Here is a 15,073-nt window from a genome sequence, read left to right on the forward strand (position 1 = left end):
CATGCAACCACTACAGATCAGCTGGGAATTTATTGAAGGGCACACCAATTTTTTGGAATTGACCCAGGCTCTGCAAGAAGGATTTGCAAGTAACAAGATGTTGGTTCCCAAGCGTCATCACCACGATTTCCCCAATCCTAAGACCCAAAAAGATACCACTTTGCTATTGATGCCTGCATGGAATCCAGGAAAAGAAGCAGGGGTTAAAGTGGTAACGGTAAACCCGGGAAATGACAAATTCGACCTGCCGTCCATTCAGGGGTGTTATTTGTACTTGGATGCCAAAACGGGGGTGTTAAAGGCCGTCATGGAGGCAAAGAATATGACAGCCAAGCGCACTGCCGCGACATCTGCTTTGGCTTCGTCTTTTCTATCCAGGAAAAATACGGAGACCATGCTTATGATTGGTACTGGAGCCCTATCTGTCAATCTAATCAGGGCGCATGCAGCGGTTCGTCCCATAAAAAAGGTATATGTATGGGGTAGGAAGCAGGCAAAAGCGGAGGCGGTATGTCAGGAGCTCACCCAAGAGCCTTTTGAAGTGTGCAGTGTGCCCGGTGTTGCATCCTGTATTGGAGATGTGGATTTGGTGTCCTGTGCCACTCTTTCCGAAACACCTTTGGTATTTGGAAGCGATCTTGTTCCTGGACAGCATATTGATTTGGTGGGCGCCTACAAGCCCAACATGAGGGAATCTGATGATGAGACCATTCGCAGGGCATCGGTTTTTTTGGATACTCGCGAAGGAGGGCTGAAGGAAAGCGGCGATATCGCCATCCCGTTAAAAAATGGACTTTTGAAGGAAACAGAAATCAAAGCGGATTTATTTGACTTGTGTGCTGGGCTGGTCCCTGGAAGGACTTCGGAAAATGAAATAACCCTTTTCAAATCGGTGGGACATGCCTTGGAAGATTTGATTGCCGCAAGCTATTATTATTCCAAATTGTAAGAATGGGACAAACGTACGATAGGATTTTGGTGAAAAACACATTTGATACACCCAAAGACTGGTTGCAGATCAAGACCATTGATATGCATACGGGAGGTGAACCCCTTCGCGTAGTAGTGGAAGGTTTTCCAGAATTGAAAGGGAACAATGTACTGGAATACCGAAGGTATTGCAAGGAGCATTATGATGCGCTGAGAACAGCTTTGATGTTTGAACCCAGGGGGCATGCGGATATGTATGGCTGTATACTGCTGCCTCCCAATGACGATGAAGGCGATTTTGGGATTATATTCCTGCACAACGAAGGGTATAGTACCATGTGTGGCCACGCCATCATAGCCATTTCTACCCTGGCTGTTCAGATGGGCTGGGTTGATGAAAAGGAAGGAGTGACTGAGTTGAAAATTGACGCTCCTTGTGGACGAATTTACTCCTACGTTGAAATAGTGGGGAAAGAAGTAAAGGGAGTTCGATTTCATTGTGTGCCCAGCTTTGTAGTGGGATTGGATAGAAAAGTAGCGGTGAAAGGATTGGGAGAGGTGACCTACGATTTGGCATATGGCGGTGCTTTTTATGCCTATGTGGACCTTAGAAAGAACAAGCTGGAATTGGCACTGAATTCAAATTCATACCAAGATTTGATAAGTAAGGGAATGGATATTAAGCATGCCGTGATGGAGCAAGACCAAGAGATCTTGCATCCTTTTCAGGAGGATTTGAGTTTTCTCTACGGCACTATTTTTATTGATGGCTCCGAAACTCAAGGGGTGGATAGTAGAAATGTTTGCATTTTCGCCGAGGGAGAAGTAGACCGTTGTCCCACTGGTTCCGGTGTTTCTGGTAGAATGGCCATTCATTGGGTCAGGAATGAGATAAAATCCGGCCAGGTCATGGTGGTAGAAAGCATCACTGATTCCTCATTTGTTGGAAGTGTCGTTAAGGAAGTGGACTATGGTCCGTTTAAAGCTGTTATTCCCCAGGTTGAGGGCACGGCTCACATAACTGGGATGCATACATTTGTTTTGGACCCCAAAGACCCCATGAAAAAAGGGTTTATCTTAAGATAAACCCCTTAATATTCTTTTTACGGATGTGTGTTATACAACTGCCTTAATTCGGGCAATGGCTTCTTTGATTTCTTCCACACTTGCTGCATAGGAAATACGGATGGAATTTCCATTTCCAAAGGCATCACCTGTAACAGTAGCCACATTGGCTTCTTCCAACAAATACATCGCAAAATCCGAAGCATTGTTAATTTTCTTGCCGTTCAATGTCTTTCCAAAATAAGCTGAAACATCTGGATAAACATAAAAAGCACCTTGTGGCTCATTGCATTTAAAGCCTGGAATGTTGTTCAGGAGTTCCAAAATGAGCTTTCGCCTGTTTTTGAACTCGTCTACCATGTATTGAACCCGGCTTGGTGGTTCCAATAGGGCGGTGATTACCGCACGCTGGGCAATACAGTTGGCTCCACTGGTTACTTGACCTTGTAATTTGTTGCAAGCCCGGGCAATATAAGTTGGGGCTCCAATATACCCAATTCTCCACCCGGTCATGGCAAAAGCCTTGGCTACCCCATTTACCGTTACGGTGCGATCATACATATCTTCAAAGCCGGCCATAGAGGCATGTTCGGTTACCCCATAGTTGATATGTTCGTAGATTTCATCACTGACCACAACTATTTGGGGGTGTTTTTGAAGTACATCGGCCAAACCTCTTAATTCTTCCTTGCTATAAATGGAACCACTTGGGTTGCAAGGAGAGGAATACCAAAGCATTTTGGTCTTTGGCGTGATTGCCGCCTCCAATTGCTCTGGGGTCATTTTAAAATCGTTTTCTATGGAAGTAGCAACCTCTACCGGAACTCCATCGGCCAATTTTACAATATCGCTATAGCTTACCCAATATGGACAAGGTAGGATAACTTCGTCGCCTTTGTCCAAACAGGCTTGCGCCACATTATAAAGAGCCTGTTTGGCCCCGGTGGAAACCACAATCTGTGAGCGGTCATAGCTAATGCCGTTGTCCCGCTGAAATTTGGTGATGATGGCATCCTTAAGTTCTACATAGCCATCGACTGGAGTGTAAGAATTGTATCCATCGTTTATGGCTTGAATAGCTGCCTCCTTAATGTAATCTGGTGTATTGAAATCCGGTTCTCCCAGACTTAAACCGATAATATCTTTTCCTGAAGCTCTCAGCTCACGGGCTTTTGCCGCCATTTCAAGGGTTGCCGAAGGAACTAAACTATTAATTCTTTCAGAAAGTTGGTTGCTCATGGACCTTGCTATTTTACTGAAATTGAAGGGCTGGTTTTTTACCCAACTCCTTTAGATGTTTGAAGTGCGAAATTATGGCTTTTCGTGTAGTTTTATATTCGTTGTAGGGCAAATTAAATTCCCTCGCCGTCTGTTTCACAATTTTGGAAATTTTTGTGTAGTGAATATGGCTGATGTTGGGAAATATATGGTGCTCCACTTGGTGATTCAATCCACCGGTAAACCAATTTACAATCCTGTTTTTGGTCCCAAAATTAACCGTTGTAGCAAGCTGATGGATGGCCCAAGTATTTTTCATTGTACCATCTTTCTCTGGAAGTGGAGTTTCCGCATCATGGACAATATGTGCCAACTGGAAAACCACACTTAGAATCACTCCGGCCACATAGTGCATGATAAAGAAGCCCAATAGTACTTGCCACCAAGGAATCTCAACAAAAATCAATGGAAGAACAATCCAAATAGTAATATATATGGCCTTTGTAATGACCAAGGTGCTCCAATTGATAACCGGATTGGGTAATTTTCCGTAGGACAGCTTTCGCTTCATGTAACGATACATTTGCTGAAAATCCGTTGTTATGGCCCAGTTGAAAGTCAAAAGTCCGTACAAGAAAATGGAATAGTAGTGCTGAAATCTATGGTGTTTCTGCCATGCTGCATGTTTGGAAAAACGAAGGATTCGACCTGCCTCCATATCCTCATCATGCTCATGGATATTGGTATAGGTGTGGTGCAATACATTGTGCTGTACCTGCCAATTGTATACATTACCAGCCAAGATGTAGATACTGCCCCCCATTAACTTGTTCACCCATTTTTTGGTGGAATAAGAGCCGTGATTTCCATCGTGCATAACATTCATCCCAACTCCAGCCATGCCCACACCCATGGTTATGGATAACAACACATAACCCCAAAAAGGCAGGTTTAAGGTCAGCATTAAAAAATAGGGGGTCAAAAAGACGGCGAACATCACTATAGTTTTCAAGTGCAGTTTCCAATTACCGGTTTTCTTGATTTGGTTTTCACTAAAGTACTGGTTAACCCGTTTGTTCAGTGTTCTAAAAAATTGTGCGGAATCTTTTCTTGAAAACCGTATGGTATTTTCCATAAAATATCTTTTTGTAAAAATAGCTATTAATGTCTTGCAATAGCCACTTCCATTTCTAAACGAAAATTAGGTGCCCAAAAGTATTAATTTTGCCGAAATTAACAGTTAACAAATGGGCTCAGATTTGATCTTTAACTATTTTACGACACTCACCGAAAAACAGAAGGAGCATTTTCAGGCTTTGGAGGCATTGTATCAGGATTGGAACAAGAAAATAAATGTAGTGTCCAGAAAAGATATTGACGAGCTGTATTTGCGCCATGTACTGCATTCACTGGGAATAGCCAAAATTCAAACTTTTAATTCAGGGTCGGCGGTCCTTGATGTGGGTACCGGAGGAGGTTTTCCAGGAATACCGTTGGCCATCCTTTTTCCCGAAGTCCAATTCACTTTGGTGGACGCCATTGGCAAAAAAATACGTGTGGTACATGAAGTGGTGGAGGGACTTCAGTTAGACAATGTGAAAGCTTTGCACACAAGGGTTGAGGACTTGGAGGAACAATTTGATTTTATTGTAAGCAGGGCAGTTGCCGCCATGCCAACTTTTGTCCGCTGGACCAAGGGGAAAATCAAAAAAGACTCTATGCATAGTAGAAAAAATGGGATTCTCTACTTGAAAGGTGGCGACCTGTCAGAGGAATTACGGCCCTATCAAAACGCCCAAGTTTTTGATTTGAAGGATTATTTTTCCGAAGATTTTTTTGAAACCAAAAAGGTGGTGTATTTACCTCAAAAATATAAGGTATCCCATTAAATGCTCAAGGTGTCATAATACAACAGCCTGCATTTTTTGGCATAGGCCTTTAAGTATTGCCATATGCTTTCATACCTATCAGCCACCATTTTTCTCCAAATACGCATCCGTGCAGTCATAATTTGATGGTTTAGTTCCTAAAGATAAATAGATTACATTTAATTTACAATTACTTAACGTTAAATTTACATATAAATTGTCTTAATGGCGATTTTTTGACTTTCTCTAGTTATTTATTACCAGTTTTTTGGATTCAGTAGAACCATCATCAAAATGTACTGTCACAAAATAGATTCCATTCCCCTTTTCCAATAGATGTATGGGATTTTCCATATCTGGATTATCGATGGATTGAATTAGGATACCGTAGCTATTGTGGATATTTACCTGTGCTATTTGGGAATTCTCATTATTGGACTGAATGGTAAGTTGTGTTTTGGCAGGATTGGGATATAGGATTGATTTTGCATTATTTCCGCCATTTCCTCCACAATTCAACAGAAAACTATTGCATTTTTTTATGCAATCTGTTCCATTTTCAAGAGTTACTTCAGCACAAACGGCAATATAGTAATTGGTCCAGTTTCCCGGTGGATAGTAGAAAGATGCCGTATTGCCGGTGGTCACTACTGTTCCGGAGTGTCCTGCCAAGGCCCATGTCCATTTTATGGATTTGATGTTTTCCAAATTTTCGATTGTGGCCATTCCCGTGGCGCAAAGCCCATTTCCCGCCTCATTGGAGAATATGATATCATCCACAGAAGGACAATCTCCAGATGAACCCATGCCCCCTTCACCTTCACTGCCACCACCCTCGCCAATCATGCCATTTTCACAAATATGGGATACGCAGGCTTCAACACAGCTCCCATTCGTAAAACGAACCAGTTTAAGTTTAAAAACTCCGAATCCACAGCTTACCGCTACGTCCTGGTTTGTGTTTGAACCCTCAATACTGGCGTCACCGCTACAAATTTCCCAATAGTATGCCTGGGCATCGGTTGCACTAAAGGTACCGTCTCCGTTATACGAAATTGAATCGGAAGGATCTCCACAATTCTGACATTGTCCATATCCCGATTGAACAAATAAAGCAAGCAGGAGGACAATAGGTAGTATTCTGTTCATAACAACCCTAATTTAATGGGGTGTTGCAACGGCATCATTCAATAATAAATAATTGAAGTTTTATACCTGGACCCCGGTTAAAAAAGAAATTTAGGTATTGGCTTGTGTTAAACAGCTGCTGATCTGACGGTTGCCCTTTTTGGATCCATGGATGCGGTTTTTTGGGGTACCATTAAACGTTTCCCCTATAAAAAAACCAAAGGCCATTGTGATTCACAACGGCCTTCCAAGGATTGTTTGGTATGCTAATTTGATTGGATTCTGTAATTACAACTTCTTGTACACAGCTCCATTTTGGGTAAGGGAGTAACCAATAATTTGGTTGGCATCGTTTCTTTTGAAGTAGATGGGCTCACTGTTGACATTGGAGAACATATCTTCACTTTCATGATATACCGGATAAGGAATTCCATTGATCAGTGCTTGCAGATTTTCCTTTTCGCCATTGTAGGCAACTATAATCTGACTTCCATCCTCATGTTCGTACTTTCCTTCAAATTCGCGGAAAAAGCTTGCATTTGCCAATGGGTCATAAGGACTGTCGTTGGACAAAATCAATCCGTCACCTGGTTTCCAATTGTCGTATTCCATATAGTAGGCGGTACGTTTAGCTGCATTCAGTCCTTGAAGTTTGGCTACTAAGTGCAAGGCGCCATCTATTCCGGCAGAGACCCCTGCTGTAGTGATGACTTTGCCATTATCTACAAAACGAGCGTCCTTTTTTACATCAATCTTTGGATAGTCCTTTTCCAGACTATTGAGGGCACTATGAAAGGTAGTAGCTGTTTTTCCATCCAAAAGGCCTGCTTCTGCAAGGACAAACGCCCCTGTGCATACGGAAAAGTGGTATTGAACATCTTCCTGTTTTTGAACCCACTTTATAACATCCTTGTTCTGGGATGCTGCCCCTGAATTTCCACCAAAAAAGGCTAAAATATCCGCCTTAGGGGCATTCTCAATACTGTAATCTGGAATGACCTTTAGCGTGCCTTGGGAAATGATAGGTTCCTGGGTGGCCGAAACGGTAAATACTTTATATCCAGAATATACAAAAACCTCCATAGGGCCTGCAAAATCAAGGACTTCCACACCGTCCTGGAGATAAAAAGCTATGGTTTTGGACAAATCCTTTCGAATCAGGACCATATTACAATCCGTACAGATACCAGGGCCGTCGTGTTCCACTTCGTCACAGGACATGTTGCAAGGGGGGCAAATGTATTTGGTGGATGGAATTTGTGAATCTTGGGCAATACCGTTGGAAATCATAAAAAGTAGCGTGATAATTAAAATAGACTGTTTCATTGTTTCTTGTTTGATGATGAAACAAAATTATACCGATATAAGAATTAAAGAAAGGACAACTAAGCGCAGTATACGGACAATTATCCCTGCCATTCCGAAGGAAGGGAATGCGTATGTTTCTTTAGCAATGCCCTTAGTTGATTGCTACTCCGAAGGCCGCAGGCCAAGGATGCAGCACTCACTTTAGAGCCATCAGATAATAACTGAACAGCGCGCTCCACCCGAAGCTTTTCCAAATAACCTCCAACGGTGATTCCAGTGACTTTTTTAAACAACCGACTTAGATTTCGCGGACTCATGTGAACATGAGCTGCCAAGCTTTCCAGATTGGTCTTTCTGGCCAAATTCTGGGCCAAATAATCCTGTACTTGGTGGATTCGGTTATCCAAATGGTTTCTATACTGAAGAAATACACTCAATTGGGGGTCACTATCTGTTCTGCGGAGGTAAATGACCACTGCTTTGGCTATTTTGGTGGCAAAGACCGGCCCAAACAGTTCTTCCAAGATAAAAAGGGCCAAATCTATTCCTGATGACACGCCAGCACTGGAGTATAAATTTCCGTCTTTTACAATCAGCCGGTCAACCAGTAATTTGGATTGAGGGAACCGGTTTTGAAAATCTTCCAAATACTTCCAATGGGTGGTGCAATTTTTCCCGTTGAAAAGTCCAGCATAAGCCACAATATACGCTCCTGTACAAACCGAGCATATTTGAGCTCCATTTCCATATTGATTTTTTAACCAAAGGATGAATTCTTGGTTTTTGGCCGCATAGCCAGGCTCAGCAAAAATCCACCCTTCCAATCCAGGTATAAAAAGAAGGTCATCTGGTTTCAACTCAAATGCATCATAGGGTTGTAGTTTACCCAAGGACACCCCAGCACAAGTCACCTCTTCCTGTGAGGATGACATACTCAAAAAGTGGTTTTGAATGTCGGCTCCATACAAAGTGGCCTCATAGAACAGGTGGGCGGGACCTGCAAAATCCAGAAGTTGCACTTCTGGAGGGATAAGGAAAAAGGCTCTGTATTTGGGGCTTTTCGTATTCACAAGGAACTATTTTCCTCGTTGTTTCTCTATTTCGAGCAATTCAATAGCCTTGCTTAGTTCGCTCTGGAGTTCATCATACCCGATAACTCTTCCAATCCCCGAAAGTTCCAAGAAGTGAAATCTCAATTGTTGGTACAAGGACTCTTTAATCTGGTTTTTAATCTGGACTACCTCCTCGGTTTGAGGCATGCCTTCCAACTGCTTGTAGGTTTTTAATAATTCTGCGTTCATATGTTTGGTTATAAAAATGTCAATCCTATTCTTCGGCCAAGACCTTGTTCAAAAATCCGGATAAGCGTGGAAAGTTGAATATTCCCCTTGGCATTTTCCAATTTGGAGATATAGCTCTTTTTAGTGCCTGCTCGCTCTGCAAGTTGCTCCTGGGTGAGGTTGGCCTGTTTTCTTGCTTCCTTGAGCATTTCACTGATAATGAACATTTGGGCACCTTCATCATATTTGTTGCGATTTGCGGTACCTATTTTCCCATGTTCATGCTCAATGAGTTCCTCAAAAGTTCGTATGTTCTTGTATGCATCCATGAGGTTATTGTTTGCTTTCAAAATATCTTTTCATTAGCCTCTTGGCCTTTTCTAATTCCGTTTTAGGCGTTTTCTGCGTCTTTTTTTGGAAACCATTGAAGAGAATTACCAGCTTTCCTTCGTCAAAGCAACAGAAGATTCTGTATATGTTGGATTGATATTCTATTCTGATCTCGAATAATCCCTCAGATCCAGCAATGTGTTTGAGGAACTTTTGGGGAACATGCTCAACCTGTTTGATCAATTCCAAGACGTATTGAATTTTTCCCCTCACTTTGGAATCCTGTCTGCGATAGAAGTCGATAAAGTGATTTTCAAAAAATACAATCTGTCTGGCCACTGTATAAAGTTATCTTAAAAGATAACAATTTGCAAATTCAAAAGAAATCAATAAAAAAAAGTGCCATCTCCTCTAAAGGAAAAACTCGCTGTATGCAGTATCAGCTTGCACTATTCAAATCTATGTCAAAATACTTTTTCAGGTATTCCTCAAACTGATTTTCATGAAATTGAATCTCTTCAGTATCTGACCCTTCCGTAATTTTTAAACTAGTATTATTGAGTGTGATACGACCTTTTTCGGTGCTTATGGAGATTACCTTTTTTCTTGTAAAATGGGAATTGGGGTTGGTTTGGTGATAGTTGCACATGCCTTCAAATTCATCCAAACTCCTGGGTTTGGGATTGAAAATATATTGGGGTGTCCGATTTTTATCGGATTGTTCACTAACTCTGATGTAGGAGCGATCTGTTTCAAAATGATTTATGACAAAAGTGCCGTAGGGATCGTGTTGAGGAACATTTAGGTCTATGGTCAGGGGTTCCAGGGTAAATTTTCCGAAACCTACATCTACCAGATACTTTATACTGTCAAGGGTTACCAAAAGAGCCATGTGATCGTATTCTGGACTATAGGCGCCATCTTTATCATGCACTCTGGCAGAAACCCTATGGACGTTAAACCCAATTGTATGTAGAAGCTCATAAAAAAGGCCATTCAGCTCATAACAAAAACCACCTCGGTTTTGGAGAACTATCTTATTAAAGAAAGATGCTGTCTCTAAAGTAATCGGGACATTGTAATGAATATCCAGATTTTCAAAAGGCACACTGAGCAAGTGTGCCTTTTGAAGTCCAAAGAGGGTCTGTTTGTCAGTTCCAACTCTAGCTGTATAGTTGATTCTATTCAAATAGGCTGAAACGTCCATATGTTTGTGTATTACCCCAAAAAAGGATATCTATAATCCTCGGGTGTTACAAAGGTTTCCTTGATCAATCTAGGCGATACCCAGCGCAATAAGTTTTGGGCAGAACCGGCTTTGTCATTGGTTCCCGAAGCTCTTGCTCCACCAAAAGGTTGTTGTCCCACAACGGCCCCTGTAGGCTTGTCATTGATGTAGAAGTTTCCTGCACAATTTTGCAACGCCTTGGTCGCTTCGTCAATGGCATAACGATCGGTGGACAATACCGCTCCTGTCAATGCATACTCCGAGGTACTGTCTACCAACTTCAAAGTTTCACTCCAATCCGCATCATCATAAATGTAAACGGTTACCACAGGTCCAAACAGTTCAGTGCACATGGTCGTATATTTTGGGTCCTGGGTCAAGATAACCGTAGGTTCCACAAAATATCCTTTGGATTTATCATATCCACCACCTGCAATAATTTCGGCATCTTTATCCGCTTTGGCCTGATCAATGTATTTGGCCAACTTGTCAAATGAACCTTCATGGATCACAGCAGTGATAAAATTGCCCATATCTGCGGGTGAACCTGGCTTGTTAAAGGAAGCTATATCTGTTTTTACCAATTCCAGTATCTCATTGGCAGTAGATTTTGGGAGGTATACCCTTGAAGCAGCACTACATTTTTGGCCCTGGAATTCAAAAGCACCTCTGATGATTGCAGTGGCAACTTGTTCCGGTTTGGCTGTTGGGTGTGCCAATATGAAATCCTTTCCACCCGTTTCCCCAACTATTCTTGGGTAGGTTTTGTAGGTATGGATGTTATTCCCAATTTGTTTCCACAATTCTTTGAAAACAAAAGTAGAGCCCGTAAAATGGAGTCCAGAAAAATCCGGATTGGAAAGTACGCTTTCGGTGACCATAATGGGGTCTCCCATAACCATGTTTATAACCCCATCCGGAAGCCCGGCTTCCTTGAATACATCCATGATTACTTTGGCAGAGAACACTTGACTGTCACTGGGTTTCCAAAGCACAACATTTCCCATCATGGCAGCGCTGGCTGGCAGGTTACCGGCAATGGCCGTAAAATTGAAGGGGGTAATGGCATATACAAATCCTTCCAAAGGTCTATATTCAACACGGTTCCAGATACCATCTGCGGACTCTGGCTGCTCCGCATAAATTTGAGACATGTATTCCACATTGAAACGCAAGAAATCAATAAACTCACAGGCAGCATCAATCTCCGCCTGATGGATGGTTTTGGATTGAGCCATCATGGTGGCTGCATTAATTTTTGCTCGGTAAGGTCCAGCAACCAAATCGGCCGCTTTCAAGAAAATGGCAGCGCGTTGCTCCCAAGTTAAGTTGGCCCATTTTTCTCGGGCCTCCAAACCGTTGGAGATGGCTTGCTCCACATGTTTTTTATCTGCAATGTGGTATTGACCCACAGCGTGTGCGTGCTCATGTGGTGGAGACATGCTTTGGGTGTTTCCGGTCCTGATTTCTTCGGCACCTATATATAAGGGAACATCAACGTTTCCGCTATAATAGGCATCATACTGTTGTAGCACTTCTTCTCTTTCTGGAGTGCCTGGAGCATAACTTTTTATAGGTTCGTTATATGCTGTTGGAACCTGAAAAAAACCTTTTCCCATAGTGGTATTTTTACGATTTAAAAATTCCACCAAAGGTAGTAAAAGAAAAAGGGATTTAATGTCTAATTGTTAATTGATCAATTGTTAATTGATCGCAAAGGGAGCAGAAAACTTAAAGGTGGGTATCTCCACTTCAAATTCTTCCGTGGAAGTGAAATTTACCATATGATAATACCCGCGCATGGCGCCAATAGGAGAGGCCAAAAGACAACCGGAACTATAGGTGTGGGATTTACCGGGTTTAATGACCGGCTTTTTGCCTACCACCCCTTCACCGTCCACAGTCTCCATTTCCTTTAAGGCATCAAAAATATCCCAGTGCCTGGCCGTAAGCTGTACGGTATCCTGACTTTGATTTTCAATGGTAATGGTATATCCAAAGGCGTAGTGCATTTTATAGTTCTTAAAAAATGTGCCTTCGAAGGTGGTTTGCACCGATACTTTAATTCCTTTGGTAATCTGAGTAAACATAATTCTAATATGTAAAGACGCTTCCTGTCAACAAACCTAACAACACAAACAGTGCCAAAAAGGCAAAAATAGTGTTCAGAAATACGTATTTAATAATTGTCTTTATCCTTCCTTGGCCGTAGAACCGTCTCATGGCTTTGTACAGGTAAAATCCGAAAATCAGCAAAAAGATTCCTGCACTGGCCGTATTGAAAATGGTATCAATTATTAGGCTAAGGATGAGCAAGATAAATAATAATGATTGGTTGTGAAAACTAAAGATCAGATGATCGGTGTAGGTGTATTTTTTTCTGATGTACACCATCGAAATGAAAAGAGTGAACACCGGAAGAAAGAAGAAAATGACAAAAGGGAGTTTGGAGATGGTCGTATTTACAAAACTTCCCGGTTCACGAATAACCCGTAATAGGCTAGCTGTTGAATTAAATGCCAGTCTGGAGGAGAAATTTTCTTGTACCCCATATCTGTCCCTTGCTTCTTTAAAATTGCTTATGGTGTCGTGCCGAATCACTTTGGAGAAAAACTCCATCTTTTCAGCAAGTCCGCCAATTCCAGAATTGTTCTTGATGCTATCAAAATAAGCTCTAGGGTTGGCAAGCATCATGGAGTCCTTGGTAGCTTGGTTCTGCGCCAATTTTTTACTAAAAACCCCTATGCTGTCCAGATACTTCAATTGCGCTGTAGCTGGAACATCACTCATGCCAAGGGAATCCATTCGTTGGAGCGCTTTTTCAGTTTGTTTGCGCATTTCTGTGCTGTCCGCTGTGAGCTGTCCTGTACCCACATCAAAAGAAACCGCGCTGGGATTCATTATTTTACCATTAAAGTTTTCCGCCGCCTTGTCCCAACTGGAAAACCTATTGTTGTAAGTGAACATCAGGAAATACAGAAAGGCCAAGCTCAAAAGAAATCTAAAGGGATTGGTGTAGGTAATTCGCTTTCCGTTGACATAATCTTTGGTGATGGTGCCCGGTTTTAGCAACATCGCATAAAGGGTTTTGATTAGTTTGGAATCGTAATTGATCAAACTGGAAAAAAATTCATCCCAAAAATCCTTTAGAACCAACTTTTTGGTGCTATTGGCTTGTGAACAATTGGGGCAGTATTTATCACTGATATCCAGTGGATGACCGCAATTTTTACATTCCGTACCCCTAAACTTCAGTTCGTACCGGCCTTTGGAAATTAAGCTTGGTTTGTTTCCCATTTCCTGATGGAGGTTATGGGTTAAAGATAATTAATTGCTGATTGTTCTGGAATTAACGGAGCCTATTCCAATGATGCTGTCATGCATGTCACCAAAATCCCGATAATAGACCAAAATGAGGTAATTGTTTTCCGTGAAATGAAAGTTACCTCCCACGTAGTTAAGGTCAACAACCCCATCTTCCCGTTCCACCACATATTTATAATTGTAAAATCCTTGCTTTATGGGTAGGGTTAGTTCCATTTTTCCATTATCGGAGTTGAAGGTCATCAAATTTTCCTCTTCCAAGGCATAGTTGTTGAACTTCCCAAAGACGTATACCTTGTCCAAACCAATGTCATTGGAGTAGGGAAGGCTAAAATGGACTTTGGAGTATTCCGCCTCCCTGGAAACATCATCACCCTGAAGCGTACGGATCACAAAATCCCCGTTGATATCCGGGAAATAGGTGTACGGCTGATCATGTCTGAACTCGTTAGTGAAAAGATAATGGTGGTACAGATCTTTAAATTCTACTTTGGAAATAGCAAAAGTGGGAGATCGTAAATCTTTGGTGTCAAAATTCAAAAATTCGTTGCCTCCATAAAAACTGGTTTCCTGGTCGTATTTATAAACCAACTCAGTTCCAAGGGTAAATTGGGGTTGAATATTGTAAATCGCCGTGGGCCAAAAATGATTTTGGATTATGGCAACCTTGACCTCCTTTTTGGGATTGACAACTGGGAATCCTGCAGTGTTGATGCGAAACTGAACTACTTGTTTGGTATTTAAAAACTGGAAATCCCGGGAACGTTTTATGGTGCCCCCAACCCGCACTAGATCCTTGTAAACCACAAACCTGCGGGAAAATTGGAGTTCCCCGTACATATTGTAAATCTCAAGAAGGTAGTTGCCACTGACTTTAAGTCCTACATTTTGGTTGGGTATGGTCAGCCTATAATTGGAATACGGTTGCAGGGTGTTGTAACTGTTCTCGTAATCAATAATGCGCTGGTTGTCGGTTCCGTTGAGGAATTGTGATTTTAACAATTGGGAAGGCGTCCAGTCGTAATCACAGTGAACGATCTTGTAGTAATAATCTTGTTCACTGGCTGTGAGGTCGTCAAACTCCAATGTCATTTTTTCGCCAAGCTGAATAACGGGGAATTGATCCTCCGTTGGGCCTGTAAAGACAACCGATTTTATGTGGGAAGGTGGATTTACTTCTTCTTGCACCTGTGCAAAAACTCCAGAAACAAAAAAACAACAGCACAATTGTTTAATCAATAAGCGCATATTAGGCCCAAATTTTGGGTAAAGGTAAACAAAAAGTGTGCCTAGCAAATTTAGCTCGATGTAATCCCATTTTTATGGTCAATTATTATGAAAACTATCCTTTTAATGCTAAATTTGCCTGCGATTTTTCATAACACTAAGGTCTA

17 protein-coding genes are annotated in these 15,073 nt (G+C 41.8%); 3 read left to right on the plus strand and 14 right to left on the minus strand.

Annotation, left to right across the window (positions count from 1 at the left end; all coding sequences use genetic code 11):
- Position 1 precedes the first annotated feature (1 nt).
- Both ACO6S0_RS02260 and ACO6S0_RS02265 read left to right on the plus strand, forming a co-directional pair.
- The gene (locus ACO6S0_RS02260; RefSeq protein ID WP_422350419.1) at positions 2-949 is read left to right on the plus strand and encodes an ornithine cyclodeaminase family protein; all 948 of its coding nucleotides are present in this window, start codon (positions 2-4) and stop codon (positions 947-949) included.
- A 2-nt stretch (positions 950-951) separates the two neighbouring features.
- Positions 952-2,016 carry a proline racemase family protein gene (locus ACO6S0_RS02265; RefSeq protein ID WP_422350420.1) on the plus strand — a complete coding sequence of 355 codons (1,065 nt, stop codon included), beginning with the start codon at positions 952-954 and terminating at the stop codon, positions 2,014-2,016.
- Between the two features lie 30 nt (positions 2,017-2,046).
- Here ACO6S0_RS02265 and ACO6S0_RS02270 read toward each other — a convergent pair whose 3' ends face one another.
- Together ACO6S0_RS02270 and ACO6S0_RS02275 are read right to left on the minus strand one after the other, a co-directional pair.
- Positions 2,047-3,234: a pyridoxal phosphate-dependent aminotransferase gene (locus ACO6S0_RS02270; protein ID WP_422350421.1), complete on the minus strand. Its 1,188-nt coding sequence runs from the start codon at positions 3,232-3,234 to the stop codon at positions 2,047-2,049.
- A gap of 13 nt (positions 3,235-3,247) precedes the next feature.
- A complete protein-coding gene (locus ACO6S0_RS02275; protein WP_422350422.1) occupies positions 3,248-4,348 on the minus strand; it encodes a fatty acid desaturase family protein in 1,101 nt (366 codons plus the stop codon).
- 112 nt (positions 4,349-4,460) lie between these two features.
- Here ACO6S0_RS02275 and rsmG point away from each other — a divergent pair, with 112 nt between their 5' ends.
- Positions 4,461-5,102 carry a 16S rRNA (guanine(527)-N(7))-methyltransferase RsmG gene (rsmG, locus tag ACO6S0_RS02280; protein WP_422350423.1) on the plus strand — a complete coding sequence of 214 codons (642 nt, stop codon included), beginning with the start codon at positions 4,461-4,463 and terminating at the stop codon, positions 5,100-5,102.
- On the opposite strand, the gene ACO6S0_RS02285 is transcribed toward rsmG, so the two are convergent.
- From ACO6S0_RS02285 to ACO6S0_RS02340, 12 genes are all read right to left on the minus strand, one after another.
- Positions 5,099-5,221, minus strand: a complete 123-nt coding sequence (locus tag ACO6S0_RS02285; RefSeq protein WP_422350424.1) for a hypothetical protein — start codon at positions 5,219-5,221, stop codon at positions 5,099-5,101. The genes rsmG and ACO6S0_RS02285 overlap by 4 nt on opposite strands.
- Positions 5,222-5,327: 106 nt before the next feature.
- Entirely contained in the window at positions 5,328-6,230 is a 903-nt protein-coding gene (locus ACO6S0_RS02290; RefSeq protein WP_422350425.1) for a T9SS type A sorting domain-containing protein, read from the minus strand.
- Positions 6,231-6,497: 267 nt separating this feature from the next.
- Positions 6,498-7,535, minus strand: a complete 1,038-nt coding sequence (locus tag ACO6S0_RS02295; RefSeq protein ID WP_422350426.1) for a DJ-1/PfpI family protein — start codon at positions 7,533-7,535, stop codon at positions 6,498-6,500.
- Between the two features lie 80 nt (positions 7,536-7,615).
- On the minus strand, positions 7,616-8,587 hold the full coding sequence (locus tag ACO6S0_RS02300) for a GlxA family transcriptional regulator (RefSeq protein WP_422350427.1): 972 nt from the start codon (positions 8,585-8,587) through the stop codon (positions 7,616-7,618).
- 6 nt (positions 8,588-8,593) lie between these two features.
- Positions 8,594-8,818, minus strand: a complete 225-nt coding sequence (locus tag ACO6S0_RS02305) for a hypothetical protein (RefSeq protein WP_420398874.1) — start codon at positions 8,816-8,818, stop codon at positions 8,594-8,596.
- A gap of 8 nt (positions 8,819-8,826) precedes the next feature.
- Positions 8,827-9,126, minus strand: coding sequence for a helix-turn-helix domain-containing protein (locus ACO6S0_RS02310; protein ID WP_422350428.1), 300 nt, complete (start codon positions 9,124-9,126; stop codon positions 8,827-8,829).
- A gap of 4 nt (positions 9,127-9,130) precedes the next feature.
- Positions 9,131-9,466 (minus strand): type II toxin-antitoxin system RelE/ParE family toxin, encoded by a 336-nt coding sequence (locus ACO6S0_RS02315; RefSeq protein WP_422350429.1) that lies wholly within the window; start codon positions 9,464-9,466, stop codon positions 9,131-9,133.
- Between the two features lie 100 nt (positions 9,467-9,566).
- Positions 9,567-10,334 carry an arylamine N-acetyltransferase family protein gene (locus tag ACO6S0_RS02320; RefSeq protein WP_422350430.1) on the minus strand — a complete coding sequence of 256 codons (768 nt, stop codon included), beginning with the start codon at positions 10,332-10,334 and terminating at the stop codon, positions 9,567-9,569.
- 11 nt (positions 10,335-10,345) lie between these two features.
- Positions 10,346-11,974 (minus strand): L-glutamate gamma-semialdehyde dehydrogenase, encoded by a 1,629-nt coding sequence (pruA, locus tag ACO6S0_RS02325; protein WP_422350431.1) that lies wholly within the window; start codon positions 11,972-11,974, stop codon positions 10,346-10,348.
- Between the two features lie 84 nt (positions 11,975-12,058).
- Positions 12,059-12,445, minus strand: coding sequence for a Co2+/Mg2+ efflux protein ApaG (gene apaG, locus ACO6S0_RS02330; protein ID WP_138838430.1), 387 nt, complete (start codon positions 12,443-12,445; stop codon positions 12,059-12,061).
- Positions 12,446-12,449: 4 nt separating this feature from the next.
- Positions 12,450-13,652, minus strand: coding sequence for a DUF3667 domain-containing protein (locus ACO6S0_RS02335; protein ID WP_422350432.1), 1,203 nt, complete (start codon positions 13,650-13,652; stop codon positions 12,450-12,452).
- A 30-nt stretch (positions 13,653-13,682) separates the two neighbouring features.
- Positions 13,683-14,927 (minus strand): DUF5103 domain-containing protein, encoded by a 1,245-nt coding sequence (locus ACO6S0_RS02340; protein WP_422350433.1) that lies wholly within the window; start codon positions 14,925-14,927, stop codon positions 13,683-13,685.
- Positions 14,928-15,073: the final 146 nt, after the last annotated feature.

It is taken from the genome of Flagellimonas sp., assembly GCF_965233845.1.
GTDB lineage: Bacteria > Bacteroidota > Bacteroidia > Flavobacteriales > Flavobacteriaceae > Flagellimonas.

Bases quoted from the DNA above. Each gene is read 5' to 3' on its own strand.
- ACO6S0_RS02270 (WP_422350421.1), bottom strand. From the start codon at position 3,234: ATGAGCAACCAACTTTCTGAAAGAATTAATAGTTTAGTTCCTTCGGCA.
- apaG (WP_138838430.1), bottom strand. From the start codon at position 12,445: ATGTTTACTCAGATTACCAAAGGAATTAAAGTATCGGTGCAAACCACC.
- ACO6S0_RS02275 (WP_422350422.1), bottom strand. From the start codon at position 4,348: ATGGAAAATACCATACGGTTTTCAAGAAAAGATTCCGCACAATTTTTT.
- pruA (WP_422350431.1), bottom strand. From the start codon at position 11,974: ATGGGAAAAGGTTTTTTTCAGGTTCCAACAGCATATAACGAACCTATA.
- ACO6S0_RS02335 (WP_422350432.1), bottom strand. From the start codon at position 13,652: ATGGGAAACAAACCAAGCTTAATTTCCAAAGGCCGGTACGAACTGAAG.
- rsmG (WP_422350423.1), top strand. From the start codon at position 4,461: ATGGGCTCAGATTTGATCTTTAACTATTTTACGACACTCACCGAAAAA.
- ACO6S0_RS02265 (WP_422350420.1), top strand. From the start codon at position 952: ATGGGACAAACGTACGATAGGATTTTGGTGAAAAACACATTTGATACA.
- ACO6S0_RS02310 (WP_422350428.1), bottom strand. From the start codon at position 9,126: ATGGATGCATACAAGAACATACGAACTTTTGAGGAACTCATTGAGCAT.
- ACO6S0_RS02305 (WP_420398874.1), bottom strand. From the start codon at position 8,818: ATGAACGCAGAATTATTAAAAACCTACAAGCAGTTGGAAGGCATGCCT.
- ACO6S0_RS02260 (WP_422350419.1), top strand. From the start codon at position 2: ATGCAACCACTACAGATCAGCTGGGAATTTATTGAAGGGCACACCAAT.
- ACO6S0_RS02290 (WP_422350425.1), bottom strand. From the start codon at position 6,230: ATGAACAGAATACTACCTATTGTCCTCCTGCTTGCTTTATTTGTTCAA.
- ACO6S0_RS02285 (WP_422350424.1), bottom strand. From the start codon at position 5,221: ATGACTGCACGGATGCGTATTTGGAGAAAAATGGTGGCTGATAGGTAT.
- ACO6S0_RS02295 (WP_422350426.1), bottom strand. From the start codon at position 7,535: ATGAAACAGTCTATTTTAATTATCACGCTACTTTTTATGATTTCCAAC.
- ACO6S0_RS02340 (WP_422350433.1), bottom strand. From the start codon at position 14,927: ATGCGCTTATTGATTAAACAATTGTGCTGTTGTTTTTTTGTTTCTGGA.
- ACO6S0_RS02320 (WP_422350430.1), bottom strand. From the start codon at position 10,334: ATGGACGTTTCAGCCTATTTGAATAGAATCAACTATACAGCTAGAGTT.